At 72.3% G+C, this 21,974-nt stretch carries 27 protein-coding genes and 2 pseudogenes; 14 read left to right on the top strand and 15 right to left on the bottom strand.

Features of this window, described 5'->3' with window-relative positions:
- Positions 1-93 precede the first annotated feature (93 nt).
- Positions 94-297: pseudogene (locus AB0L65_RS44705) on the bottom strand (copper ion binding protein); the annotation flags it as partial.
- A gap of 119 nt (positions 298-416) precedes the next feature.
- Between AB0L65_RS44705 and AB0L65_RS44710 the strand changes: the two are divergent.
- Positions 417-962 (top strand): type 1 glutamine amidotransferase domain-containing protein, encoded by a 546-nt coding sequence (locus tag AB0L65_RS44710; protein WP_364259215.1) that lies wholly within the window; start codon positions 417-419, stop codon positions 960-962.
- Here the strand turns inward: AB0L65_RS44710 and AB0L65_RS44715 are convergent.
- Complete coding sequence (locus AB0L65_RS44715) at positions 940-1,524, bottom strand: helix-turn-helix domain-containing protein (protein ID WP_364259218.1); 585 nt, start codon at positions 1,522-1,524, stop codon at positions 940-942. The genes AB0L65_RS44710 and AB0L65_RS44715 overlap by 23 nt on opposite strands.
- A gap of 99 nt (positions 1,525-1,623) precedes the next feature.
- Between AB0L65_RS44715 and AB0L65_RS44720 the strand changes: the two genes are divergently transcribed.
- The 4 genes from AB0L65_RS44720 (at position 1,624) to AB0L65_RS44735 (ending at position 4,844) form a co-directional block, all read left to right on the top strand.
- On the top strand, positions 1,624-2,538 hold the full coding sequence (locus AB0L65_RS44720; protein ID WP_364259221.1) for a zinc-binding dehydrogenase: 915 nt from the start codon (positions 1,624-1,626) through the stop codon (positions 2,536-2,538).
- A gap of 98 nt (positions 2,539-2,636) precedes the next feature.
- A complete protein-coding gene (locus AB0L65_RS44725) occupies positions 2,637-4,166 on the top strand; it encodes an amino acid permease (protein WP_364259224.1) in 1,530 nt (509 codons plus the stop codon).
- A gap of 64 nt (positions 4,167-4,230) precedes the next feature.
- The gene (locus AB0L65_RS44730; protein WP_185070191.1) at positions 4,231-4,458 is read left to right on the top strand and encodes an antitoxin; all 228 of its coding nucleotides are present in this window, start codon (positions 4,231-4,233) and stop codon (positions 4,456-4,458) included.
- Complete coding sequence (locus AB0L65_RS44735) at positions 4,455-4,844, top strand: type II toxin-antitoxin system VapC family toxin (protein WP_364259227.1); 390 nt, start codon at positions 4,455-4,457, stop codon at positions 4,842-4,844. The genes AB0L65_RS44730 and AB0L65_RS44735 overlap by 4 nt, the downstream gene beginning before the upstream one ends.
- Positions 4,845-4,852: 8 nt before the next feature.
- On the opposite strand, the gene lipB is transcribed toward AB0L65_RS44735, so the two are convergent.
- Positions 4,853-5,488 (bottom strand): lipoyl(octanoyl) transferase LipB, encoded by a 636-nt coding sequence (gene lipB / locus AB0L65_RS44740; protein ID WP_350741863.1) that lies wholly within the window; start codon positions 5,486-5,488, stop codon positions 4,853-4,855.
- Positions 5,489-5,556: 68 nt separating this feature from the next.
- Here lipB and AB0L65_RS44745 point away from each other — a divergent pair.
- Positions 5,557-6,009 (top strand): annotated as a pseudogene (locus AB0L65_RS44745) (sigma-70 family RNA polymerase sigma factor); the annotation flags it as partial.
- Entirely contained in the window at positions 6,006-6,578 is a 573-nt protein-coding gene (locus AB0L65_RS44750; protein WP_364259230.1) for a hypothetical protein, read from the top strand. The pseudogene AB0L65_RS44745 and the gene AB0L65_RS44750, both read left to right, overlap by 4 nt.
- A gap of 64 nt (positions 6,579-6,642) precedes the next feature.
- On the opposite strand, the gene AB0L65_RS44755 is transcribed toward AB0L65_RS44750, so the two are convergent.
- From AB0L65_RS44755 to AB0L65_RS44765, 3 genes are all read right to left on the bottom strand, one after another.
- Positions 6,643-6,837 (bottom strand): PspC domain-containing protein, encoded by a 195-nt coding sequence (locus tag AB0L65_RS44755; RefSeq protein WP_364259233.1) that lies wholly within the window; start codon positions 6,835-6,837, stop codon positions 6,643-6,645.
- A gap of 62 nt (positions 6,838-6,899) precedes the next feature.
- Positions 6,900-7,406 carry an HAD domain-containing protein gene (locus tag AB0L65_RS44760; RefSeq protein ID WP_364259236.1) on the bottom strand — a complete coding sequence of 169 codons (507 nt, stop codon included), beginning with the start codon at positions 7,404-7,406 and terminating at the stop codon, positions 6,900-6,902.
- On the bottom strand, positions 7,403-8,320 hold the full coding sequence (locus AB0L65_RS44765; RefSeq protein ID WP_364259238.1) for an AraC family transcriptional regulator: 918 nt from the start codon (positions 8,318-8,320) through the stop codon (positions 7,403-7,405). The genes AB0L65_RS44760 and AB0L65_RS44765 overlap by 4 nt, the downstream gene beginning before the upstream one ends.
- A gap of 75 nt (positions 8,321-8,395) precedes the next feature.
- On the opposite strand from AB0L65_RS44765, the gene AB0L65_RS44770 reads away from it, so the two are divergent.
- Positions 8,396-9,199, top strand: a complete 804-nt coding sequence (locus AB0L65_RS44770) for an NmrA family NAD(P)-binding protein (protein ID WP_364259241.1) — start codon at positions 8,396-8,398, stop codon at positions 9,197-9,199.
- Between the two features lie 124 nt (positions 9,200-9,323).
- Entirely contained in the window at positions 9,324-10,154 is an 831-nt protein-coding gene (locus tag AB0L65_RS44775) for an undecaprenyl-diphosphate phosphatase (RefSeq protein ID WP_364259244.1), read from the top strand.
- On the opposite strand, the gene AB0L65_RS44780 is transcribed toward AB0L65_RS44775, so the two are convergent.
- The 3 genes from AB0L65_RS44780 to AB0L65_RS44790 form a co-directional block, all read right to left on the bottom strand.
- Positions 10,146-10,820: a hypothetical protein gene (locus tag AB0L65_RS44780; RefSeq protein ID WP_364259247.1), complete on the bottom strand. Its 675-nt coding sequence runs from the start codon at positions 10,818-10,820 to the stop codon at positions 10,146-10,148. The two genes, AB0L65_RS44775 and AB0L65_RS44780, sit on opposite strands and share 9 nt — an antisense overlap.
- 80 nt (positions 10,821-10,900) lie before the next feature.
- Complete coding sequence (locus AB0L65_RS44785; RefSeq protein WP_364259250.1) at positions 10,901-11,278, bottom strand: hypothetical protein; 378 nt, start codon at positions 11,276-11,278, stop codon at positions 10,901-10,903.
- A 25-nt stretch (positions 11,279-11,303) separates the two neighbouring features.
- Positions 11,304-12,452, bottom strand: a complete 1,149-nt coding sequence (locus AB0L65_RS44790; RefSeq protein ID WP_363961868.1) for an MFS transporter — start codon at positions 12,450-12,452, stop codon at positions 11,304-11,306.
- An 87-nt stretch (positions 12,453-12,539) separates the two neighbouring features.
- On the opposite strand from AB0L65_RS44790, the gene AB0L65_RS44795 reads away from it, so the two are divergent.
- The 3 genes from AB0L65_RS44795 to AB0L65_RS44805 are packed head-to-tail and all read left to right on the top strand — an operon-like array spanning position 12,540 to position 15,930.
- Positions 12,540-12,896, top strand: coding sequence for a helix-turn-helix transcriptional regulator (locus AB0L65_RS44795; protein WP_350741841.1), 357 nt, complete (start codon positions 12,540-12,542; stop codon positions 12,894-12,896).
- A complete protein-coding gene (gene hrpB, locus AB0L65_RS44800) occupies positions 12,896-15,280 on the top strand; it encodes an ATP-dependent helicase HrpB (protein WP_364259254.1) in 2,385 nt (794 codons plus the stop codon). The genes AB0L65_RS44795 and hrpB overlap by 1 nt, the downstream gene beginning before the upstream one ends.
- Positions 15,277-15,930 (top strand): hypothetical protein, encoded by a 654-nt coding sequence (locus AB0L65_RS44805; RefSeq protein ID WP_364259257.1) that lies wholly within the window; start codon positions 15,277-15,279, stop codon positions 15,928-15,930. The genes hrpB and AB0L65_RS44805 overlap by 4 nt, the downstream gene beginning before the upstream one ends.
- Here the strand turns inward: AB0L65_RS44805 and AB0L65_RS44810 are convergent.
- A complete protein-coding gene (locus AB0L65_RS44810; RefSeq protein ID WP_364259260.1) occupies positions 15,904-16,347 on the bottom strand; it encodes a pyridoxal-phosphate dependent enzyme in 444 nt (147 codons plus the stop codon). The two genes, AB0L65_RS44805 and AB0L65_RS44810, sit on opposite strands and share 27 nt — an antisense overlap.
- A 235-nt stretch (positions 16,348-16,582) precedes the next feature.
- Positions 16,583-17,053: a pyridoxal-phosphate dependent enzyme gene (locus AB0L65_RS44815; RefSeq protein ID WP_364259263.1), complete on the bottom strand. Its 471-nt coding sequence runs from the start codon at positions 17,051-17,053 to the stop codon at positions 16,583-16,585.
- Between the two features lie 47 nt (positions 17,054-17,100).
- Here AB0L65_RS44815 and AB0L65_RS44820 point away from each other — a divergent pair, with 47 nt between their 5' ends.
- Complete coding sequence (locus tag AB0L65_RS44820; RefSeq protein WP_364259266.1) at positions 17,101-18,543, top strand: amidase; 1,443 nt, start codon at positions 17,101-17,103, stop codon at positions 18,541-18,543.
- 118 nt (positions 18,544-18,661) lie between these two features.
- A complete protein-coding gene (locus tag AB0L65_RS44825; RefSeq protein WP_364259269.1) occupies positions 18,662-19,999 on the top strand; it encodes an MFS transporter in 1,338 nt (445 codons plus the stop codon).
- On the opposite strand, the gene AB0L65_RS44830 is transcribed toward AB0L65_RS44825, so the two are convergent.
- The 4 genes from AB0L65_RS44830 to AB0L65_RS44845 form a co-directional block, all read right to left on the bottom strand.
- Positions 19,974-20,792, bottom strand: coding sequence for a helix-turn-helix transcriptional regulator (locus tag AB0L65_RS44830; protein ID WP_364259272.1), 819 nt, complete (start codon positions 20,790-20,792; stop codon positions 19,974-19,976). The two genes, AB0L65_RS44825 and AB0L65_RS44830, sit on opposite strands and share 26 nt — an antisense overlap.
- Before the next feature lie 13 nt (positions 20,793-20,805).
- The gene (locus AB0L65_RS44835; RefSeq protein WP_364259274.1) at positions 20,806-21,651 is read right to left on the bottom strand and encodes an aldehyde dehydrogenase family protein; all 846 of its coding nucleotides are present in this window, start codon (positions 21,649-21,651) and stop codon (positions 20,806-20,808) included.
- Complete coding sequence (locus tag AB0L65_RS44840; RefSeq protein WP_185070165.1) at positions 21,644-21,841, bottom strand: hypothetical protein; 198 nt, start codon at positions 21,839-21,841, stop codon at positions 21,644-21,646. The genes AB0L65_RS44835 and AB0L65_RS44840 overlap by 8 nt, the downstream gene beginning before the upstream one ends.
- On the bottom strand, positions 21,831-21,974 hold a 144-nt coding region (locus AB0L65_RS44845; RefSeq protein WP_364258042.1), incomplete at its 5' end, for an aldehyde dehydrogenase family protein. The genes AB0L65_RS44840 and AB0L65_RS44845, both read right to left, overlap by 11 nt.

Raw genomic sequence — 21,974 nt, forward strand, 5'->3', positions numbered from 1 at the left:
CCCAAGGGGACGATGAGGCATCCTACGGGGCGATCAGTGGCAGCCGCCGGAGCCGCAGCACGAACCCCCCGCCTGCGGCAGCAGCTCGATCGCCCCCGCAAGCTCGTAGCCGGCCTCCACCACCGCCGCGTCGATCAGCACGCGGTCGATCGGCGCCTCGCTCGTGACGGTCACGGCCTTGGCCGCCAGGTCCACCTGGACCCCGCTCACGCCCGCGACCTTGCCGACCTCCTCGGTCACGGCGCTCACGCAGTGACCGCAGGTCATGCCCTCAACCTGGTACGTCGTGACGGTCATGCCTCGCTCCTTCACTCCTTGATCCTTGGCCGTCACTATACCCCCTAGGGGTAGGGGTGCATACTACGGCCGCGCCCGGAAAGGGGAGGGGGAAGCACGCAACCCAAGGGGGAGATCACATGTTGGACGGCAAGACCATCGCGTTCCTCGTCGCTCCCGAGGGAGTGGAGCAGGTGGAGCTCACGAAGCCGTGGAAGGCGGTCAAGCAGGCGGGCGGCACGCCCAGGCTCGTCTCCACCAAGCGGGGCCAGATCCAGGCGTTCCACCATCTGGACAAAGGCGACCGGTTCGCCGTGGATGACACGGTGGAGGACGCCGACCCGGCCTCGTTCGACGGCCTCGTGCTCCCCGGCGGCGTCGCGAACCCCGACTACCTGCGGATGGACCCGCGGGCCGTCCGGTTCGCCCGCGCCTTCTTCGACCTGGGCAAGCCCGTGGCCGCCATCTGCCACGCGCCCTGGACGCTGATCGAGGCGGACGTCGTGCGCGGCCGTACGATCACGTCCTGGCCGAGCCTGCGGACCGACCTGCGCAACGCGGGGGCGACGTGGGCGGACCAGGAGGTGGTGATCTGCACGTCAGGGCCCAACACCCTGGTCAGCAGCCGCAAGCCGGACGACCTCAAGGCCTTCTGCCAGGCCGCTACCGACGCGTTCGCGGAGTAGCCGCACCTTCGAGCAGGGCCTCGGCCAGGCCCCTGACCGCGGACTTGAGCCGCGCCACCCCGCCGTCCGCCATGACGTGCCGGGCCAGGTCGGCGTCGAAGGAGCCCAGCAGCGCGTGGGCGGCGAACTCCGCGTCCAGGCCACCTTCCGGCCGGGCCGCGGCGATCAGGGCCGTCACGTGCGCGTGCCAGCGCAGGTAGGTCGGATCGCGGTACTTGTCCTCGGCGCAGGCCCGCTCGTGCGCGGCGAAGAGCGCCAGGTTGCGCTCGGCCAGCTCGCACAGCTCGTCCAGGAAGGCCGTCAGCCGGTCCTCGGGCGGCGCGCCGGGCCCGAGCGCGGAGCCGGGCGTCTCGATGGCCAGCGCCAGCGCGGCGGCCCGCTCGGCGAGCAACTCCTGGAACAGCCCGGTACGGCTGCCGAAGCGCCGGAACAGCGTGCCCTTGCCGACCCCCGCCGCCGCGGCCACCCGGTCGAGGGAGATGTGCTCGGCGCCGTGGGCGGCGAGCAGCTCCTCCGTGGCCCGCAGGATCGCCTCCCGATTACGGGTCGCGTCTGACCGCACCGGCCTTACCTCCTCTTGCAAGCGGACCGTCGGTCCTCATACTATCCCTGCCATCGAAGCGGACCGGCAGTCCGCATCCTGACGGCGGGGAGAATGAGCATGCGTGCGTTGGTCGCGGGCCCGGGAGCCGAGGGACGCTTCGCGGAGGTGCCCGAACCCGAGCCGGGCCCCGGGCAGGCGCTCGTCGAGGTCCGTCACGCGTCCGTCAACTTCAGCGACCTGCGGCACATGGGCCGCCTGCCGGAGGGCACCGTGCTCGGCTACGACGCCGCCGGGGTCGTCCTGCGCGCCGCCGAGGACGGCACGGGACCGCGCGAGGGGGCGCGGGTGGCGGCGTTCGGGGCGGGCGCGTGGGCCGAGCGGGCGGCGTTCGACACCGGCTCGCTCGCGGTGGTGCCCGACGGGGTGGACCTGGTACGGGCCGCCGCGCTCCCGATGACCGGCCTGACGGCGCTGCGTTCGCTGCGGGCCGCCGGACCCGCGCCGGGCTCGCGCGTCCTGGTGACCGGGGCGTCGGGGGCCGTGGGACGGCTGGCCGTGCAGCTGGCCGGGCGCGCCGGCGCCCACGTCATCGCCTCCGTCAGCAGACCGGAACGCGCCGAGCGACTGGCGGCCGGCCTCGGAGCTCCCGTCGACATCGTGGTGGGCCTGGACGGGGTCGAGCCGGTCGACGTCGTGATCGAGACGGTCGGCGGCCCGGTGCTCGTCGCCGCCTGGGTCCTGCTGAAGCCCGGCGGCAACCTCCAGAGCGTCGGCTGGGCCTCCGGGCAGCCCGCCACCTTTCCCCCGAACTCGACCTTCTCCCTGGGCCGGGCCAGGTCGCTCAACTCCTTCGGGGACGTGACGGCCCCCGCCGACGACCTCGCCCACCTGCTCGCCCTCGTGGCCGCGGGCGACCTCTCCCTCGAAATCGGCCTGGCCGGCTCGTGGGCGGACCTGGACGACGCGAAGGCCGCCCAGCTCGGCGGTTCCCTCACCGGGAAGATCGTCCTGGCGGTTGGCCGAACGCCCTGACGAGCCCGAAACCCACCTGTAACGCCTTGTCGTCGCCAAAGAAATGGTCTAGATGTAGTCCAAATGGAGCGTCCTCCACGCCCCCCAGGGAGACCTCAATGACCACTGAAGAGGATTCCAGGCGACTCGCCGAGCTCGGCTACAAGCAGGAGCTGGCCCGCACCTGGAGCGGTTTCTCCAACTTCGCCATCTCCTTCTCGATCATCTCCATCCTCGCCGGCTGCTTCACCACCTTCGGACAGGCCTGGAACTACGGTGGCCCGATCGCCATCTCCTGGGGCTGGCCGCTGATCTCCGCGTTCATCCTGATCATCGGTTTCTGCATGTCGGAGCTGGTGTCGGCGTACCCGACGGCGGGCGGCATCTACTGGTGGGCCGCCACGCTGGGCAAGCCGATCCACGGCTGGTTCACCGGCTGGCTCAACCTGATCGGCCTCATCGCCGTCACCGCGTCGGTGGACTACGGCTGCGCCACGTTCCTCAACACCACGCTCAAGCTGGTCACCGACGGCGCGTGGGAAGCCACGTTGTCACAGGCGTTCCTGCTGTTCGTGATCATCCTTGTGGCCCACGCGCTGATCAACATCTACAGCCACAAGCTCATCTCGCTGCTGCAGAACGTCTCGGTCTGGTGGCACGTCGCGGGCGCCGCGATCGTGGTCGCGATCCTGATCTTCGCGCCCGACCACCACCAGTCGCTGGGCTTCGTCTTCGGCGGCACGAACAACAACTCCGGCTTCGGCGCCGGCTCCGACGGGCTGTCGTTCTGGTTCTACGTGCTGCCGCTCGGCTTCCTGCTCACCCAGTACACGATCACCGGCTTCGACGCCTGCGCGCACGTGTCGGAGGAGACCCAGGGCGCGGCCAGGACCGCCGCCCGCGGCCTGTGGCAGTCGATCTTCTACTCGGCGATCGGCGGCTGGATCCTGCTGCTGTCGTTCCTGTTCGCGGCCACCAACGTGGACGAGATCAACAAGCAGTCCGGCTTCGTGGGAGCCATCTTCGAGACCGCGCTCTCCGCCCCGCTGGCCACCGTGGTGTTCGCGATCTCCACGATCGGCCAGTTCTTCTGCGGGATGAGCTGCGTGACGTCGATGTCGCGCATGACGTACGCGTTCTCCCGCGACCGCGGCGTGCCCGGCTGGCGACTGTGGTCGAAGGTGGACCGCAACCGCACCCCGGTCAACGCGATCATCGGAGGCTGCGTCGTGGCCGCCCTGATCACCCTGCCCGCCCTCTACGCGCCTCCCGGGCTGACCACGCCGGTCGCGTTCCTGGCCGTCGTGTCGATCGCGGTCGTCGGCCTCTACCTGGCCTTCCTCATCCCGATCTGGCTCCGGCTCCGGGCGGGCGACGCCTTCAAGCCGGGCCCGTGGACGCTCGGCCGCAAGTACAAGGTGCTCTGCTGGATCGCCTGCGTCGAGATCGTCGTCGTCTCGATCTACTTCATCATGCCGATCTCGCCTGCCGGGGTGCCCGGCAACAAGGCCTTCGACTGGACCTCGGTCAACTACGCCCCGATCGCGGTCGGGGTGGTGCTGGTCGGCATCGCCCTGTGGTGGGCCCTGTCGGCCAAGCACTGGTTCACCGGCCCCCGCCGCACGGTCGACGAGGTCCCGATCTCCTGACCCGGCCCGCGGGTACGGCCACCACGGCCGTACCCGCCTGCTTGCAAACTGCTAGCATTCCTCTATGGCAACGCTCTACATTCGCGATGTCCCCGAACCCGTAGCCGAGTCGTTGAAGGAGCGCGCGGCCGAGGCAGGCATGTCTCTTTCGGCTTACGTCGCGAGGGAGTTGGCGGACATCGCCGCCAGGCCGACCAATGCCGAAATCGTCAAGCGGCTCAAGTCTCGGGATCGATCCCAAGGGCCGTCCACCGCCGACATCCTCGACGCCGTCCACGAGGGCAGACGATGATCGTCATCGACTCGTCCGCGATGGTCGAGGCGTTGGCGGGACGTGCGGCGGATGCCGAGCTCATCGACGCCCTCCAGGCGAGTATCCACGCCCCCCACCTGCTCGATGTCGAGGTTCTCTCGACCCTGCGGGGTCTCTCGCTCGGCGGCAGGCTCGGCACGGCCGCGGCGGAGCAGGCGCGAGCCGATTATCTCGCGCTGAAGATCGCCCGCTACGAGATCAAGGGCATCGCGGAGCGCATCTGGGAGCTGCGGCACAACTACACGTCCTACGACGCTTCCTATCTCGCACTCGCCGAAGCGCTCGAGGCCCCGCTCTACACCTGCGACGGCAAACTCGACGGTGGCGGACATGATGCCGACGTGCGGGTCTTTCCGCGCGGCTGAAGGAGCGCTCAGGAGGCTTCGAAGGCGGTGGCCACGGCCGTGCGGACCTCGGCCATCGAGGCCGTGCCCAGCTCGCGCTTGAGCGAGGTCATGTCCACGTCGGGCATGCCGCAGGCGACCGCCCAGTTCCACGGCTCCAGGTCGCCGTCCACGTTGAGCGCGAACCCGTGGCTCGTGACGCCCCGGCTCTGCCGCATCCCGATCGAGATGATCTTGCGGCCGGTCTCGGCGGTCCAGACGCCGGTCAGCAGCTCCGAGCCCGGCGGCGTGTCGCGGCGCTCGGCGGGCAGCCCGAGCTTGCCCAGCGCCTCCACCAGCCGCAGCTCCACCTCGCGCACGTAGTCGACGATGCCCTGGTCCTCGGCGAGCTTGACGATCAGGTAGCCGACGAGCTGGCCCGGCCCGTGGTAGGTGAGCTGGCCGCCGCGCCCGGTCTCCATGACGGGGATGCCGCGCTCGGGGGCGGGCAGGTGGGCCATCGGCGTGCGGCGCCCGATCGTGTAGACCGACGGGTGGCTGAGCAGCCACAGCGTGTCCGGCCGCTCGTCCCGCTGGCGCTGCCCGACGAGGTCGGTCATGCGCTCCATCGCGGCGTCGTAGTCGACGAGATCGTCCTGGACGAGTGTCAGCGGCCTTGCCCTCATCCTTCGAGGATAAGCGGCATCCCGGGCATCGGCGCACGCGGCCCTGACCGCCGTTCCTCGCCCGCCGCGTCGAGGATCCGCACACCGTCGCGGATCTGGTCGCCGAGGTCTTCGTGGCGGTACTGGACTCGGCCCACACCTACCGCGCCGACCTCGGCACCGAGATCGCCTGGCTGTACGGCGTGGCGCGCAGGACGATCTCGGCCGAGCGGCGGCGGGCGTACAAGCAGTACCGGCTGACCGACCGGGTGAGCGGGCGGCGGCCGTTGGACACCGACGACGTCGCCCGGCTCGAAGAGCGCATCGACGCGGAGCGGCACGCCCGGCGGGCCTTCGAGGCCATGGCCGGCCTGCCCGAGGGGGAACGCGCGGTGCTGGAGCTGGTCGCCATCGACCAGCTCACGGTCACCGAAGCGGCGCACGCCCTCGGCATCCGGCCCGGGACCGCCAAGGTACGCCTGCACCGCGCACGCCGGACGCTGCGCAACCTGCCCTTCGTCATGGATGGAGCACCACGATGAGATTCGAGGAGCAACTGCTGATGGATCTGAAAGCGGAGATCGGCGCGCGGACCGAACGGCGTCGCCGCGTCACCCGCCGGCTGCTCGCCGGGGGCGCGGTGGCCGGGCTGGCCGCCGCGGCGGCGATCGCGGTACCCCTGCTGGGGGCGGAGACGCCCGCGTACGCCGTGACCAAGCAGGACGACGGTACGATCCGGGTCGAGATCAAGGAGTTCGGCGACGCCGGCAAGCTGGAGCAGGACCTGAAGGCGGCGGGCGTGACCGCCGACGTCACCTATCTCAAGCCCAGGACGACGTGCGCCCCGGGCAGAGGCGAACCCGTCGGAGGCGAGGCCACCACCCCCGAGGAGTGGCGCCAGTCCGTCTCCTACAAGGCCGCCCGCCCCCGGACCTCCGGGGTGGACATCAGTCCCCGGTACGTCGGCGCGGGCCAGACCCTGGTGCTGGAGTTCGCCGAGAAGCCGTACTGGAAGCTCAAGGCTCAGGTGATCACCGGCCAGGTCAAGCCCTGCGCGGTGATCGACGACCCGGACGGCTCCTCAGCGGGGCAGCCGCCCATGGGTGACTAGCGACCGGTCGAGCCGGCCGTCCGCCGATCCACGGCGGGCGGCCCACCGGCGCCTGTCGCGGACGTCACGCCGCCGAACGGTAGCCCTTCGGCTCCTCCGGGATGAGGATCCACATGACGACGTAGACGATCCACAGCGGCCCGGGGATGAGCGACAGCAGGAGCCACAGGATCCGGACGAGAGTGGGCGGCAGGCCCATCTTGTCGGCGAGACCGCCGCAGACGCCGGCCAGAATCCTGTGCTCTCGTGAGCGGTACATGATGTTTCCTCCGTGTGTGACGACCTACCTGTTCAACGGACGGACAGGCCGACGGACTCCCGTCAGGAACCCTGAGAAAACCCTGTTAGGGTCAGCCACTCATGTGCCATGCCCAGATGTCGGCTGGTCAGTCCCCGTGCCGGGTCCACGTGGATGAGCAGGAAGTCAGCCAGACCCTGATGCACCCTGAGATACTCCTCGTCCTCCGCCCACACCTGGTCGTCGAACCAGACGAACGGCCGCCGGCCCACATAGCGGGCCACGTGCCGCGTCTTGAACATCTCCCCGCGCTCCGAGACCACGTTCGGGTCCACGGGGATGACGGGCAGCGAGGGGAGGCCGATCCTGGGAGCGATCCAGTCGTTGGCGTGCTGCTCCCACGTCGTCGCCCAGACCAGCTCGGAGCCGGTCGCCAGGGCCAGGTCGAGGAGCCGGCGGCCGTGGCGCGGGTTGAGGTGCACGGTGTAGACCTCGCCGTCGATCGTGCACCGGAAGCGCCGGAAGTCCGGAGTGGGGCGGCCCATCGGGTTGAGCACGCCGTCCACGTCCAGCAGCAGCAGTGGTTTCATCCGGCCCGGTACTCCTGCGGGCTGACGCCGCGCACCCGCTTGAAGGCCGCGCTGAGCGCGAACGGGCTCCCGTACCCCACCTTCCTGGCCACCGAGCCGATCGTCGCGTTCGGCTCCCGCAGCAGGTCGGCGGCCAGCGCCAGGCGCCAGTCCGTGAGGAAGGACATCGGCGGCTCGCCGACCAGCTCGGTGAAGCGCCTGGCCAGCGACGCCCTCGACACGCCCACCTCGGTGGCCAGCGCGGCGACCGTCCACGGGTGCGCCGGGTTGTTCTGCAGCAGGCGCATGGCCCGGCCCACCACCGCGTCGCCCATCGCGCGGTACCAGGCGGGCGCCTCGTTCGCGTGAGTGGCGAACCACGAGCGCAGCACCGCGATGAGCAGCAGGTCGAGCAGCCGGTCGAGGACCGCCTCCTGGCCCGGCTCGTCCTTGACGATCTCGGCGCCGAGCAGCGAGATGATCGGGTCTCCCGGCTGGGTGAGCAGCTGCGGCAGCGCGTCCAGCAGCCGCCTGCTGACCTCGCCCTCCAGGTTGTACGTGCCGGTGAGCAGCACGGTGCCCCCCGACGGGTCGTTCCCCCACGTGCGCACGCCCATGGACATGGTGTCGTAGGGCGACTCGCCGTCGATCGTCCGGCACTCCTGGCCGGGAAGGATGACGACCTGCGGCTTGAGTCCGGGCTCCGAGGCCACCGTGTACGGCCGCGGCCCCCGGGCGATCGCGACCTCCCCCGGCGACAGGCGCACGGGCTCGCCCGCGTCGAACGCGATCCACGACTCCCCGCGCACCTGCGCGATCAACGACAGCGGAGCCTCGTCCTGGATGCACATCGACCAGGGCGGATCCAGGATCGAGCGGAGCAGGAAGGCGCCACGGGCCCGCGGGCCGTCCAGTAGCGCCGCCAGCTGGTCCATGGGTTAGACGATCGCATATGCCATTGCGCTTCTCAACCATGGAGAGTCTTATGGGTATGGCGGCTTACTAGATATATGACGATTCTGGTTCTGGGCGGCACGGGCAAGACCGGCCGCCGTGTGGTTGACCGACTCAACGCTCTCGACCTGCCCGTGCGGATCGGGTCCCGCCCCCTCTTCGACTGGCAGGACCGCTCCACGTGGCCGACGGCCCTCGACGGCGCGACGGCCGTCTATCTCGCCTATGTCCCCGATCTGGCCTTCCCCGGCGCGTACGAGGACGTCAAGGCGTTCACGGAGCTGGCCGTGAGCGGCGGCGTGCGGCGGCTGGTCCTGCTGTCCGGGCGCGGCGAGCCGGAGGCGGAGGCCAGCGAGCGGACCGTGCGGGAGTCCGGGGCCGAGTGGACGATCGTCCGCTGCAGCTGGTTCATGCAGAACTTCAGCGAGGGCTTCTTCTACGACCAGGTGCTCGAAGGCGTCATCGCGCTGCCGGTCGCCGACGTGCCCGAGCCGTTCGTGGACGTGAACGACATCGCGGACGTGGCCGCCGCCGCGCTCAGCCGGGACGGCCACGCGGGCCGGCTCTACGAGCTCACCGGGCCGCGACTGCTGACGTTCGCGCAGGCGGCCGAGGAGCTGTCCAGGGCCACCGGCAGGGAGATCTCGTTCGTGCGGGTGACGCCGGAGGAGTACGTGACCGCGGCCGTCAAGAACGGCGTGCCCGAGGAGGAGGCCGCGGGCCTGGCCGCGCTGTTCACCGGCATCCTGGACGGCCGCAACGCCTCCGTGGCGGACGGCGTGCGGCAGGCGCTCGGCCGCCCGGCCCGCGACTTCACCGACTACGCTGAGGCCGCCGCCGCGATGTGGCAGCGCCTCTGAGGTCTCACGGGGTCGGTGCTCCTCGTGGCCGTACGGCACTCTGTACGCGACGCGAGCAACCCACCGGCCCCGGCATCCGCTAGCCTCACCCTCGTCACTCCCGCGTTCTCGGAAGGTTGTCGTCGTGATCGGCTGGCTAGAAGCGGTGGTTCTGGGGTTGGTCCAGGGGCTCACGGAGTTCCTGCCGATCTCCTCCAGCGCCCACATCCGGGTGGTCTCCGCCATCGCCGGCTGGCAGGACCCAGGGGCGGCGTTCACCGCCGTCATCCAGATCGGCACCGAGCTGGCCGTGCTGATCTATTTCCGCAAGGAGATCTGGGAGATCATCTCCACCTGGACCAGATCCCTGTTCAACCAGGACCTGCGCGGCCACTGGGCCGCCCGCATGGGGTGGTACATCATCGTCGGCTCGCTGCCGATCGTGGTGCTCGGCGTGATATTCAAGGACCAGATCGAGACAGTCTTCCGCGACCTGCGCCTGGTGGGCACGACGCTGATCGTCTTCGCCCTCCTCCTCTGGTTCGCCGACCGCACCGCCCGCAACAAGCTCACGCTGGAGAAGCACCTCAGCTTCGCCCACGCCATCGTGTACGGCTTCGCCCAGGCGCTCGCCCTGATCCCCGGCGTGTCCCGCTCGGGCGGCACCACGACCGCCGGCCTGCTGCTCGACTACCGCCGCGAGGACGCCGCCAAATACTCGTTCCTGCTGGCCATCCCCGCCGTGCTGGGCTCGGGCGTCTACGAGCTGCGCGAGATCGGCAAGGGCCCGGCCCCCGAGTGGGGGCCGACGATCCTCGCCACGGTCATCTCGTTCGTCGTCGGATACCTGGCCGTGGCCTGGTTCCTGCGTTACATCAGCACCCACCGCTTCACCGGCTTCGTGATCTACCGGATCGTCCTGGGCTTCTTCCTCATCCTCGCGGTCACCGCGGGCTGGATCCCGGCCCTAGGCTGACACGAGGGCCGGAGCCGGATAGTACGCCGCCCACGCCTCGTCGCCCATGCGCAGGATCTTCAACCCGGTCCAGCCGAGGGCGACGACGGGCAGGATCCAGAACACCACGGTCAGGGGCCCGTACGGGACGGGGAACGAGACGACGTAGCCGACGAGGACGAGCAGCGGCACCCACCAGCCGACGAAGCCCGCCCGCCACACGGCCGCGGTCAGCAGCGGCAGGCCGAGGACGGCGAAGAAGATCCACGGCATCTGGAAGCCGATGATGACCCCGGGCAGGTTCAGCATCTCGTCGAGGATCCGCTGGGCCTCCTCCGGCGGGTGGTGCTGCCCCAGCCACCACTCCACGGGGTCCATCATGAGCAGCGCGGACGTCGAGAGATAGCCGATCACCGTCATACCCGCCGCCACGTGGCCGAGCCGCGTGGCCTTGCGCCGGGTGAGATGGGCCAGGCCGAACGCGGCCACGGCCATGAGCATCCAGCTCCAGTGGTAGAGCGCGGACTCGGTCTGGGCGAGCGCGGGGTTCGCGCCGTAGCTGACCGCCTCCCGGTCGTCGCCCCAGGTGCCTGGATCGACGACGACGGCGACGGCCTGGAGCAGCGGGGCCACGATGAGCAGTACGCCCGCCGCGATGCGCCGAAAGGTCACCTGGTCGTTCAACATGCCGCCGACGGTAGGCGCCGCGCCCCCCGCCCGTCGTCCGCCTGCGGACCGATCCGGCGTCCCCTACGCGGTGGAGAAGATCACGCCGGCCGGAGGGTCCGGGGGTAGCGGCTGCAGAGGGCGAAGACGACGGCGAAGAGGGTCCAGGCGGCGACGTACGCGACGGGGTGGGCCCAGGCGTCGCCGACGAGGTCGCTCAGCGCGGCGCGGCCCTCGAAGTAGAGCGCCAGGCCCGCCACCGCGCCGGGGATCGCGCCCCACCAGCGCTGCCACCACACCTCGTGAACGACCACCTCGAACACGACGAGGGCGATCGGGCCGAACAGCAGGAACTTCAGCCCGGGCGGCTGGGACAGCAACGCGGTGAGCCCCATGACCGCCACCGCCGAGGCGGCCGTCAGGAGCACCACGGCCCCGAAGGGCGCGGGCTCGTTCCGGGGGTCGATGTCTTCGGACATGATCACCATTCTGGCCGAAGGCGCGCTACCCGACGGACACGCCCTCCTTCGGGGAGACCGCCTGCGGACGGTAGGTGGCCAGCGTGAACAGCAGCGCCACCAGCCCGAACGCGGTGGCCAGCACGATCACGCCCGTCCTGCCGTACCAGTCGAGCGTCGCGCCGCCGGCAAGCCCCGCCAGGAACAGGCCCACGTACTGGGCCGACGACAGCAGCCCCAGGCCGATCGGCACGTTGCCGGGCACCACGGAGACGGTCCTGAACTGCTGGGCGGGGGCCACCAGCCAGCCGAGCGCGCCCCACAGGAACGCCCACACCAGGGCGACGGGCAGGGCCAGGTTCGCGACGGGGATGAGGGCCAGGAACAGGGTGCTCGCGCCCAGGGCGAGCAGCACCATCCTGCGCGGCCCGTACAGGTCGGTGAAGCGCCCGCCGAGCTGGTTGCCCACGATACCGCCGATCCCCCACGCCCACAGCACGGCGGGCAACGGCAGGTCGATCAGCGACCCGATGTAGGTGTACGCGGTGAACGCCGCCGCGAACAGCAGCAGCTGCGTCACCAGCACCGCCAGCACCTGCCGGTCGCCCAGCGGCGCGAGACGCTCCCGCAGCCGCCCCGACGTCGGGATCCTGACCACCGGCACCACCGTCGCGACCCAGGCGAACCCGATCACGCCCAGCCCCGCCACCATCCAGAGCGTGGACCGCCAGCCCGAGACCGAGCCCAGCCAGGTGCCCAGGGGCACGCCGATCGCGTTCGCGACCGTCATCCCGCCCATCACCAGCGCGAGCGCGCGGCCGCGCCGCTCGGGCTCGGTCAGCGCGTTCGCCACGCCGGACGCGGTCGGCGTGAACATCGCCGCCCCTGCCGCCGCGACCACCCGGGTGGCCATGACCAGCGGGTACGTCGGAGCCAGCGCGGTCAGGACGTTGCCCAGCACGAACACGCCGAGGGCCACCAGCAGCACGGTCCTGCGCGACAGCCGGGCGGTCAGGGCGGCGAGGACGGGCGACAGCACCGCATAAGCCAACGCGAAGACGGTCATGAGCTGCCCCGCCGCGGAGGACGAGATCCCCAGTTCCTTCGAGATGGGCGGTAAGAGCCCGGCGGTCACGAACATGCCCGTACCGATGGCGAAATTTCCGGCAGCAAGCGGGTAGAGCCGCGACGTCATGGGGCCTCCAGGAAAAAGTTGGACATGCATCAAACTGACGTATAGTTGGATTGTTGTCAAACAATAGAACGAAGGTAGGGTTTGACCATGCGCCTGCTACCTCACCCGGCTACGGAGGACATCGAGCTCACGGAGGTCCTGCGGGCGCTGTCCGACCCCGTCCGCCTGGAGATCGTCGTCCGGCTCGCCCTGAGCGGCGTGATGAACTGCGGCGAGGCGGGCGACGACCTGGGCGTGCACAAGTCGACGGCCTCGCACCACTACCGGACGCTGCGCGAGGCGGGCGTGGTCATCACCAAGCAGGAGGGACGGCTGAAGTTCATGAGCCTGCGCCGCGACGACCTCGAGTCCCGCTTCCCCGGCCTGCTCGACTCGGTCCTCTCCGCCGCCGGGATCCCGAGCCCTGCCCTGATCCCGAGCGCCGACGTCCCCGCCCCGCGTTGATGCGCCACGACTCGCTGCCCATCAGGCACGTCCTGCCCGACCTGCTCGCCGCGCTCGACCGGCACGGCAGCGCGGTGCTCACGGCCCCGCCCGGCACCGGCAAGACGACGGTCGTGCCCCTGGCCCTGGCCGAGGCGGGCATGCGGGTGCTGGTCGCCGAGCCGCGGCGGCTGGCCGTGCGCGCGGCGGCCAGGCGGATGGGCGTGAGCTACACCATCAGGGGCGAGCGCCACACAGGCGCGAACCCGATGGTCGAGGTCGTCACCACCGGCGTCCTGCTCCAGCGCCTCCAGCGGGACCAGGAGCTCGCCGGGGTGGACGCGGTCGTGCTCGACGAGTGCCACGAGCGGCACCTGGACGCGGACACCTCCCTGGCGTTCCTCCTGGACGTACGCGACACGCTCCGGCCCGACCTGCGCCTGCTGGCCACGTCCGCGACCGCCGACGCCGAACCGTGGTCCCGGCTGATCGGCGGCCCGATCGTCGCGGCCACCGGCGCCGCGTACCCCGTCGAAACGGTGTGGGCCCCGCCGGCCCGCCCGGTCGCCCCGCCGCACGGCCTCCGCGTCGACCCCGCGCTGCTGTCCCACGTGGCCTCGGTGGTCCGCAGGGCCCTGGCGGAGCGGGACGGCGACGTGCTGTGCTTCCTGCCCGGCGTGGCCGAGATCGCCAGGGTCGCCGGGATGCTGGACGGCGTGGCGGTGCTCCAGGTGCACGGGCAGGCCCCGGCCCACGTCCAGGACGCCGTGCTCGCGCCGGGCCCGGCCCGCCGGGTGGTGCTGGCCACGTCGGTCGCCGAGTCGAGCCTGACCGTGCCCGGCGTCCGGGTGGTGGTCGACTCCGGCCTGGCCCGCGAGCCCCGTACCGACCACGCCCGCGGCCTGGGCTCCCTCACCACGGTCAGGGTCTCGAAGGCGTCGGCCGGCCAGCGCGCGGGCCGGGCGGGGCGCGAGGCGCAAGGCACGGTCTACCGCTGCTGGTCGGCGGCCGACCACGACCGCCTCGCCGACCACGCGCGGCCGGAGATCGCGCTCGCGGACCTGACGGGGTTCGCGTTGCAGGCGGCCTGCTGGGGCGTGTCCGACGCATCGGGCCTGGCCCTGCTGGACCCGCCGCCGCCCGCCGCGATGTCCGCCGCCGGCCGCACCCTGGAGGCGCTGGGCGCGCTGGACCCGGCCGCGCGGGTGACGGAGCGCGGGCGCCGGATGGCGCTCGCGGGCGTACATCCCCGCCTGGCCAGGGCCCTGCTCGACCTCGGCCCGAGCGCGGCCGAGGTGGTGGCCCTGCTGTCGGAGCAGCTGCCGCGCGACGCGGGCGACGACCTGGTGGAGGTCTGGTGCGCGGCCCGCCGGGGCGGCACCGGCTTCGCCGCCCGCTGGCGCCAGGAGACCAAGCGGCTCCAGCGGACCGCCGGCACGGGCCGCCCGGACCTGCCCGGCGACGCACTGGCCGGGACGGCGGTGGCGCTGGCGTTCCCCGAGCGGGTGGCGCGCAGGCGGGGCGGCGGCTACCTCATGGCCTCCGGCACGCAGGCCCAGCTCCCGGAGGGGTCCAGGCTGCACACCGCCGAGTGGCTGGCCATCGCGGTCGCCAACCGGCAGACGGGCTCGGCTTCGGCCCGCGTCAGGCAGGCCGTGGAGATCGACGAGGAGACCGCCAGGCTGGCGCACCCCGCCACCACCCAGGACGAGATCGCCTGGCACGTCCCTCCGGGCGAGCGTCGCGGCGACGTGCTCGCCCGCAGGGTCGAGCGCCTGGGCGCGATCGAGCTGTCCGCCGCCCCGCTCAAGGACGCCGACGTCCGCGAGGCCGTCCTGTACGGCCTGCGCACGGAGCCCGACGTCCTGACCTGGACGAAACAGGCCAAGGAGCTGCGGGATCGCCTGGCCTTCTGCCACCGCGCCATCGGTGCCCCCTGGCCCGCCACGGACGCGCTCATCGACCTGGCCGACCAGTGGCTGGAGCCCGAGCTGTCCAGGGCCCGCCGCCGGGCCGACCTGGAGCGCATCGACGTGGCCGCGGCGCTGAAGCGCCTGATCCCGTGGAGCGAGCGCCTGGAGCGGGCGGCCCCCGAACGCATCGAGGTCCCCAGCGGCTCCCACATCCGCGTCGACTACTCGGGCGACCGGCCGGTGCTGGCGGTGAAGCTGCAGGAGCTGTTCGGCTGGCAGGAGACGCCTGAGATCTCCGGCGTGCCCGTTCTGGTCCACCTGCTCTCCCCGGCGGGCCGCCCGGTGGCCGTCACCGCGGACCTGGCGTCGTTCTGGCGCGAGGGCTACCGTTCGGTACGCGCGGAGCTCCGCGGTCGCTACCCCAGGCACCCCTGGCCGGAGGACCCGCTGACCGCGCCTCCCACCCGCCGCGCCAAGGAGAGACGAGCATGACCAGCGTGGCAGCCGCCGCCCGCGACAACGCCGAGTGGTGCGACGCGATGTGCCGCGCGCACGGCACACCCGGCGCGTTCGCGGACCGGGCCTGGACCAACCCCACCAGGACCCCGCCCTTCTACCCGGACGCGGTGACGCTCTCGCCCGACGCGACGGCGGCAGACGTGCTCGGCCGCATCGACGCGGGCCCGGGGGCGTCGGTCAAGGACAGCTTCGCCACGCTCGACCTGCCGGGCTTCGAGGTGCTGTTCGAGGGGCAGTGGATCCACCGTGAGCCACCGGAGCGCCGCGAGCCCACGATCGCCATGGAGGCGGTGAGCGACGCCGCCACGCTGCGCGCATGGGAGCAGGCGTGCTTCGACGGCGAGGCCAGCGGCCTCTTCCTGCCCACGATCCTCGACGAAGTCACGATTCTGTGCGGCAGGAGAGGGGGCGCCATCGTCTGCGGCTCCGTGCTCACCCCGCGTGAGCAGGTCGTGGGTGTCTCCAACGTGTTCGGCGAAGCCGTGTGGGAGGCGACCCTGGCCGTGGCGGCCAGGGCGTTCCCCGGCCGGCCCCTGGTCGGCTGGGAGGTCGACCCGGCGGACGCCCTGCGGCACGGCTTCAGCGCGATCGGCCCGCTACGCGTCTGGAGCAAGATCGTCTAGGGTCGGGTTCTCCAGCACCGGAAAGCGCTCGGCCCCCACGCCCACGTCCTTGAACCCGCTCGACGTGGCCACGCACACGACGGGCCCGTCGAAGTCCCGGCGCTGTTTCCGGTGTCCCGCGAGCCCTGCCGCGCCCGACAGCTCCTGCCACAGCCCCTGCCCGGCCAGGTCCCGCTGCGCCGCCCGCAGCTCCTCGTCGGTCACGAGCAGGGCCTCTCCGCCGCTGTCGCGCACGGCCACCACCCCGCGGTGCCCGCCGACCGGCCCGGCGATGCCGTACGCGTCGCTGGACCCCAACTCGACGATCGCGGCCGGAGCGCCGGTGGCCAGCGCCCGCGCGTGGGGCCCGCCGGCCGCCGTCTCGCAGGAGAACATCCGCGGCACGGCCTCGGTCAGCCCCAGCAGCCGCAGCTCCACGAACCGTCCCTTGGCGCCGAGCGGAGTAAATCCCGCGCAGCGGCACGCCCCGAACGGTCTTGGGCGCACTGGTCCCCCACGTACAACCCCGGGCGGCGACGTACGTCCCGCGTGCGGTCCAATCCGAGGCGGCGAGCTCCCTGACGACCTGGCCATGCCGACGCGGCCGGAGACAATCAGGGAAGCCCCGACCCATCGCTCCGATGGAACGGGGGCCCTGAAAGCCGACACCGCACTAGCCGTGCCAGATCGCATACGCAACGTACACGCGCCGTTTCATACTGTCAACACAGGAGACCGAGGCCCCGTGGTTGCCGGACGAGGCCACGACCACGCCGGGCGCGCCCGAGGCGACGGCGGCGCTGACCGCGACCCGGTTGAGGCGGTCCTTGTGCGACCAGGTCGGGTTGCGGGACTCGTCCTTGACGTAGATCCCGTCGAACTCCACCAGCGGCGTCCCGCCCTCTCCCAGCGTGGGCGCCTCCAGCGGCGGCAGCAGCGGCGACCAGCGCGCGAGGTCCGTGCCCGGCTCCTGCTCGAACAGGCGCGGATCCACCCGCCCGTAGTCGTACGTGATCTCCAGCGGATAGGCGATCTCGTCCGTGCTGGTCCTGGGACAGCCCCGCGTCAGCGGCGGGAACAGCGGGAACTCGGTCGCGGGGTCGCCCAGCGAGCGCTGGCGGAGGGCAAGGGAGGGTCCGTTCACGTGCATCGACCCTATCGAGCCGCGCGGCCAGGATGCAGACTCTAGTCATGTTGTGGGCAGGCAGGTCCGCTGTCGAGATCGCGACGGCCGTCCGGCGTGGGGACGTCACGGCCACGACCGTCGTCGAGGAGCACCTTCACGCCATCTCGGAGCGGGATTCCAAAGTAGGGGCGTTCCGGCGGATCAGAGAGCGGGCCGTGGAGGAGGCGCAGGCCGTGCAGAAACGGCGCGACCTGGCGGACCTGCCGCTGGCCGGCGTGCCGGTGGCGGTGAAGGACAACCTGGAGGTCGCGGGCGAGGCCACCCGCGGCGGGTCCGCGGTCACGGCGGACGCGCCCGCGCCGGAGGACCACGTGACGGTGGCGCGCCTGCGGGCCGCGGGCGCGGTGGTCGTCGGCCTGACGAACCTGCCCGAGCTGGGGCTCGTCGCGCTCGGCGACAGCGCGTACGGCATCGTCCGCAACCCCTGGAACCCGGCCAGGACGGCCGGCGGGTCGTCGTCGGGCAGCGCGGCGGCCGTGGCGGCTGGCATGGTGCCGCTGGCGCTGGGCAACGACGGCATGGGCTCGCTGCGCATCCCGGCCGCCTGCTGCGGCGTGCTGGCCGTCAAGCCCGGCACCGGGCTCGTGCCCCCGCCGACCGACCACTGGGACGGGCTGACGGAGAACGGCCCCCTGGCGACGACCGCGTCCGACCTGGCGCTGGCGCTGTCCGTGCTGGCCGCCGACCCGGCGCTGGCCGAGTCCTGGCGCGGCGGCCGCCGGGTCGAGCCGCGGCCGCCCATGCTGCGCTCGGTCTGGGCGGACGACGACGAGATCTGGGAGCCGCAGCCGCCCCAGGACAGCCCCGAGCCGTTCGACCTGCGGGTGGCGTACGCGCCCCAGCCGCTCCCCGTCGGCCTGCCTGTCGACAGGGAGTTCCAGGCCGCGGTGCGCGGGGCGGCGGAGACGCTGCGCCAGGCCGGGCACACGGTGGTCGAGCATCGCGACAAGCTGCCCGTCTGGCTCGGCCCCGCCACGATCGCCACCTGGCTCACCAGGGCCGCCGCGGCGGCCGACGGCCTGGACCGGCGCCGGCTCGAACGCCGCACCCGCGGGCTGGCCCGCGCGGGCCGGGTGCTCGGCGCGCTCAAGCTCGACGGCGTGCGCGGCCGGGAGCGCTGGAGCGGCTACGGGGCCGACCAGTGGTTCGGGGACGCCGACGTGCTGATCACGCCCGCCCTGGCCACCGTCCCGCCGAAGGCCGAGCGCTGGGGCGAGCGCGGCTTCGTCCGCAACGCGCTGGCCAACATCAGGTACGCCCCCGCCACCGGCCCCTGGAACATGTGCGGCTGGCCCGCCATCACGGTCCCCCTGGCCACGCACTCCACCGCGCTGCCCATCGGCGTCCAGATCGTCGCCCCGCCCGGCGGCGAACCCCACCTGCTCGGCCTGGCCGCCCAGCTCCAGGCCGCCCATCCCCCGGTCAGGCCGCCCGGCTTCGCGTTCTGAGCCGCTGTTTCGAGCCGCTGTTTCGAGCCGCTGTTTCGAGCCGCTGAGGGTGCACCTGGCAGGTGTACCTCCAACGGGGCGCTGGCCGGCGTTCGGGCCGTGCCGCAGCCTGGTCCGCATGAACACACGTGAATGGCTCGTGCTCGTCACGCTGTGCGGCGCGACGTTCATGACAGGTCTGGATTATTCGATCATCACGGTCGCGCTCCCCGAGCTCGGCCGCGATCTGGGTTTCGCCACGCGGGGCGACCTGCAGTGGGTGGTGACGGCCTGCCTGCTGCCGACGGCCGCGTTGATGCCGCTGTTCGGGCGGGTGTCGGACGTGGTGGGGCGGCGCAGGCTGTTCGCGGCCGGCGTGACGGCGTTCACCGGGTTCTCCCTGCTGGCGGCCCTGGCTCCGGTGCCCGGGGTGCTGGTCGGCGCCAGGGCCGGGCAGGGGGTGGCGGCGGCCATGATCGGCCCGACCGCGCTGGCCCTCATGACCACGGCCTTCGCCGAGGGCCCGAAGCGTACGAGGGCGATGGGCGTCAACGGGGCGCTGCTCTCGCTCGGCTTCGTGGCCGGGACCATCGGCGGCGGCCTGGTCACCAGCGGGCTGAGCTGGCGCTGGACCATGCTCATCCTGGTGGGGATCGGCGTGGTCGTGCTGGTGGGCGCGCTCACCGTGCTCCCCGGCGACTCCGGCAGGAGCGCCGTCCGGCTGGACGTGCCGGGGGCCGTGCTGGCGAGCGCCGGGCTGTTCGCCCTGGTCTACGGCATTTCTACGCTCACGTGGGTCGGCGTCGCGGCGGCCGTGCTGCTGCTGGGGGCGTTCCTCGCGGTCGAGGCCAGGCACGTCGCTCCGCTGGTGCCGCCGCGGCTGCTGCGCCGGCCCACGGTGAAATGGGGGATGGCGGTGGCGCTGGTGACGTTCGGCATGTGCGGCGGGGCGACGCTGCTGCTGAGCGTCTACATGCAGGACGTGCTCGGCTGGTCCGCGCTGCGGACGGGGCTCGGGTTCCTCGGGGAGGGCGTGGCCGCCCTGGTCGCGGGCGGCCTGGCGGCGCGGCTGATCGGCGCGTACGGCGCCCCCGCGACCGTGGCGGCCGGCCTGACCGCGCAGGCCGTGGGGACGGCGGCGATGGTGTTCCTGCCCGCCTCGGGAGGGCTGGGGGTGCTGCTGGCCACCTCGGCGGCGATGGGCTTCGGTCACGTGCTGACCGTGGTGGCCGCGATCACGACGATCACGTCCGGGCTCGACCCGGCCGACCAGGGGGTGGCGGGCAGCCTCGCGCAGATGCCCACGTTCGTCGGGGCGATCGGGGTGGCCGGGCTGACCGCCGTCGCGTCGGCGTACGCCGAGCTGCTGACGGGCCTGCACGCGGCGTTCGCGGTGGCGGGGGCGGTCGCCCTGCTCGGGGCGGCCGGTGGCGCCCTGCTGCTGCGCCGCGCTACCCCTGCCGCAGCAGGCGTCTGAGGGGTTCCTCCGAGCCGGGCTCCGGCTGGAAGAGCACCACGCCCTGCCCCTCGTCGTCGGGCGTACGCAGCAGCTCGGCGGTGAGTGTGACGACGCCGAGCACGGGGTGGCGGTAGCCGCGCGAGATGGAGGCGCAGTTGCTCACCGGATGCCGCGTCCACATGGCCCTGAACTCGGCGCTCCCGGCTGTCAGCTCGTCCACCAGCGCGCGCAGCCCCTCGTCGCCGGGGAACTTGCCAAGCGACACCTGAAGGTACGCGATGTCGTCCAGGGCCTTGCTCTCCCAGTCGACGTAGAACTCGCGGGAGCGGGGGTCGAGGAAGTCCATGCGGGCGAAGTTGGGGCGCGGCTCGCGCTCCGGCGCGTCGAAGTCCAGGTGCGGGGTGAACAGCGCGTGCGCGAGCCGGTTCCAGGCCAGCACGTCGGCGCGCCGGCCCACCGCCCAGGCCGGCACCTCGGTGAACGACTCGACCATGCGCCGGATCCCGGGCCTGAGCAGCTCAGGCCCGACCGGCGGGCGGGACCGGACGGCGCGGGCCAGGCGGTGCAGGTGGGCCCGCTCGTCGTCGTCCAGCCGCAGCGCGCGGGCGAGCGCGTCGAGCACCTCGTCGGAGACGTTCGGGCTCTGTCCCTGCTCCAGCCGGGTGTAGTAGCCGACGCTCAGGCCCGCCAGCGGCGCCAGCTCCTCCCTGCGCAGCCCGGCCACGCGCCGGTGCCGCACCCCCGGCCCGAGCCCGACGTCCTGCGGCTTGAGCCGCGCGCGCCGGGCCCGGAGGAACTCACCGAGACTCATCGATGTGCCGTGCTCAGACCCCGACCGGATGCCAGACGGTCTTGGTCTCCAGGAACCGCGTCATCCGGCCGGTCCCCGGGTCGGCCGTCCAGTCCTGCCGGGAGGGGCGCAGGACGCGCTTGAGGTTCTCCGCCGCCGCCTGCTCGCAGCTCAGCGCCAGGTCGGCGTCCTCGACCCCGGTCAGGTCGAGCCCGTTGACGTCCATGTGCGCCGCCAGCCACGGGGCCAGCTCGGCCTGGTGCCCGGTGAGGACGTTCACCACGCCCCCGGGCAGGTCGGACGTGGCCAGGACCTCCGCCAGCGTGATCGACGCGAGCGGCGTGCGCTCGGACGCCACGACGACGCACGTGTTGCCGGTCACGATCACGGGCGCGACCACCGACACCAGCCCGAGCAGCGGATCGGCGGGCGCGATCACGGCCACCACGCCGGTCGGCTCGGGCGAGGACAGGTTGAAGTACGGGCCCGCGACCGGGTTGGCCGCGCCGTGCACGGCGGCGATCTTGTCGGACCAGCCCGCATACCAGACGAGCCGGTCGATCGCGGCGTCCACCTGCTCCAGCGCCGCCTTCTTGCCGCCGCCGACCTCCTCGGCGAACTGTGCGCGCCGCCCCTCCAGCATCTCGGCGATCCGGTAGAGGATCTGCCCCCGGTTGTAGGCGGTGGCGCCCGACCAGCCGGGGAACGCCTTGCGCGCGGCCACCACGGCGTCGCGGGCGTCCTTGCGCGAGGCGCGGGACGCGTTGCCGAGGAATTCGCCCTTGGCCGAGGTCACGGGGTAGGACCTCCCACTCTCCGAGCGCGGGAACGCCCCTCCGATGAACAGCTTGTAGGTCTTTCTGACGGACAACCTACTCATCGCCCCGCCCCCTCCACGTGGACTCCTGCGACATCTGGACCGGCACGAAGACCTGGCCGCACCGGCTCACGCCGCAGCGGTGGGCGTACCAGCCGGTGCGTACGGGCCGCCCGGCCCTGGCGAAGGCGTGACCCCTGGTGGCCTGTGCCCGCCGCCTGGCGCGGCGGGGACGGCGATGCTCACACGTCAAGGTAGGCCTCCAATCCGTGCAAACCGCCCTCGCGGCCATAGCCGGACTCCTTGTAACCGCCGAACGGCGAGGCCGGATCGAACTTGTTGAACGTGTTGGCCCACACCACCCCCGCCCGCAGCCGGTCAGCCAT

It is taken from the genome of Nonomuraea sp. NPDC052116 (assembly GCF_040680035.1).
Lineage (GTDB): Bacteria > Actinomycetota > Actinomycetes > Streptosporangiales > Streptosporangiaceae > Nonomuraea > Nonomuraea angiospora_A.

Bases quoted from the DNA above. Each gene is read 5' to 3' on its own strand.
- AB0L65_RS44725 (WP_364259224.1), top strand. From the start codon at position 2,637: ATGACCACTGAAGAGGATTCCAGGCGACTCGCCGAGCTCGGCTACAAG.
- hrpB (WP_364259254.1), top strand. From the start codon at position 12,896: ATGCGCCACGACTCGCTGCCCATCAGGCACGTCCTGCCCGACCTGCTC.
- AB0L65_RS44765 (WP_364259238.1), bottom strand. From the start codon at position 8,320: ATGGACCAGCTGGCGGCGCTACTGGACGGCCCGCGGGCCCGTGGCGCC.
- AB0L65_RS44720 (WP_364259221.1), top strand. From the start codon at position 1,624: ATGCGTGCGTTGGTCGCGGGCCCGGGAGCCGAGGGACGCTTCGCGGAG.
- AB0L65_RS44735 (WP_364259227.1), top strand. From the start codon at position 4,455: ATGATCGTCATCGACTCGTCCGCGATGGTCGAGGCGTTGGCGGGACGT.
- AB0L65_RS44790 (WP_363961868.1), bottom strand. From the start codon at position 12,452: ATGACGTCGCGGCTCTACCCGCTTGCTGCCGGAAATTTCGCCATCGGT.
- AB0L65_RS44770 (WP_364259241.1), top strand. From the start codon at position 8,396: ATGACGATTCTGGTTCTGGGCGGCACGGGCAAGACCGGCCGCCGTGTG.
- AB0L65_RS44795 (WP_350741841.1), top strand. From the start codon at position 12,540: ATGCGCCTGCTACCTCACCCGGCTACGGAGGACATCGAGCTCACGGAG.
- AB0L65_RS44825 (WP_364259269.1), top strand. From the start codon at position 18,662: ATGAACACACGTGAATGGCTCGTGCTCGTCACGCTGTGCGGCGCGACG.
- AB0L65_RS44835 (WP_364259274.1), bottom strand. From the start codon at position 21,651: ATGAGTAGGTTGTCCGTCAGAAAGACCTACAAGCTGTTCATCGGAGGG.
- AB0L65_RS44710 (WP_364259215.1), top strand. From the start codon at position 417: ATGTTGGACGGCAAGACCATCGCGTTCCTCGTCGCTCCCGAGGGAGTG.
- AB0L65_RS44760 (WP_364259236.1), bottom strand. From the start codon at position 7,406: ATGAAACCACTGCTGCTGCTGGACGTGGACGGCGTGCTCAACCCGATG.
- AB0L65_RS44750 (WP_364259230.1), top strand. From the start codon at position 6,006: ATGAGATTCGAGGAGCAACTGCTGATGGATCTGAAAGCGGAGATCGGC.
- AB0L65_RS44830 (WP_364259272.1), bottom strand. From the start codon at position 20,792: ATGAGTCTCGGTGAGTTCCTCCGGGCCCGGCGCGCGCGGCTCAAGCCG.
- AB0L65_RS44820 (WP_364259266.1), top strand. From the start codon at position 17,101: ATGTTGTGGGCAGGCAGGTCCGCTGTCGAGATCGCGACGGCCGTCCGG.
- AB0L65_RS44780 (WP_364259247.1), bottom strand. From the start codon at position 10,820: ATGTTGAACGACCAGGTGACCTTTCGGCGCATCGCGGCGGGCGTACTG.
- AB0L65_RS44805 (WP_364259257.1), top strand. From the start codon at position 15,277: ATGACCAGCGTGGCAGCCGCCGCCCGCGACAACGCCGAGTGGTGCGAC.
- lipB (WP_350741863.1), bottom strand. From the start codon at position 5,488: ATGAGGGCAAGGCCGCTGACACTCGTCCAGGACGATCTCGTCGACTAC.
- AB0L65_RS44755 (WP_364259233.1), bottom strand. From the start codon at position 6,837: ATGTACCGCTCACGAGAGCACAGGATTCTGGCCGGCGTCTGCGGCGGT.
- AB0L65_RS44785 (WP_364259250.1), bottom strand. From the start codon at position 11,278: ATGTCCGAAGACATCGACCCCCGGAACGAGCCCGCGCCCTTCGGGGCC.
- AB0L65_RS44730 (WP_185070191.1), top strand. From the start codon at position 4,231: ATGGCAACGCTCTACATTCGCGATGTCCCCGAACCCGTAGCCGAGTCG.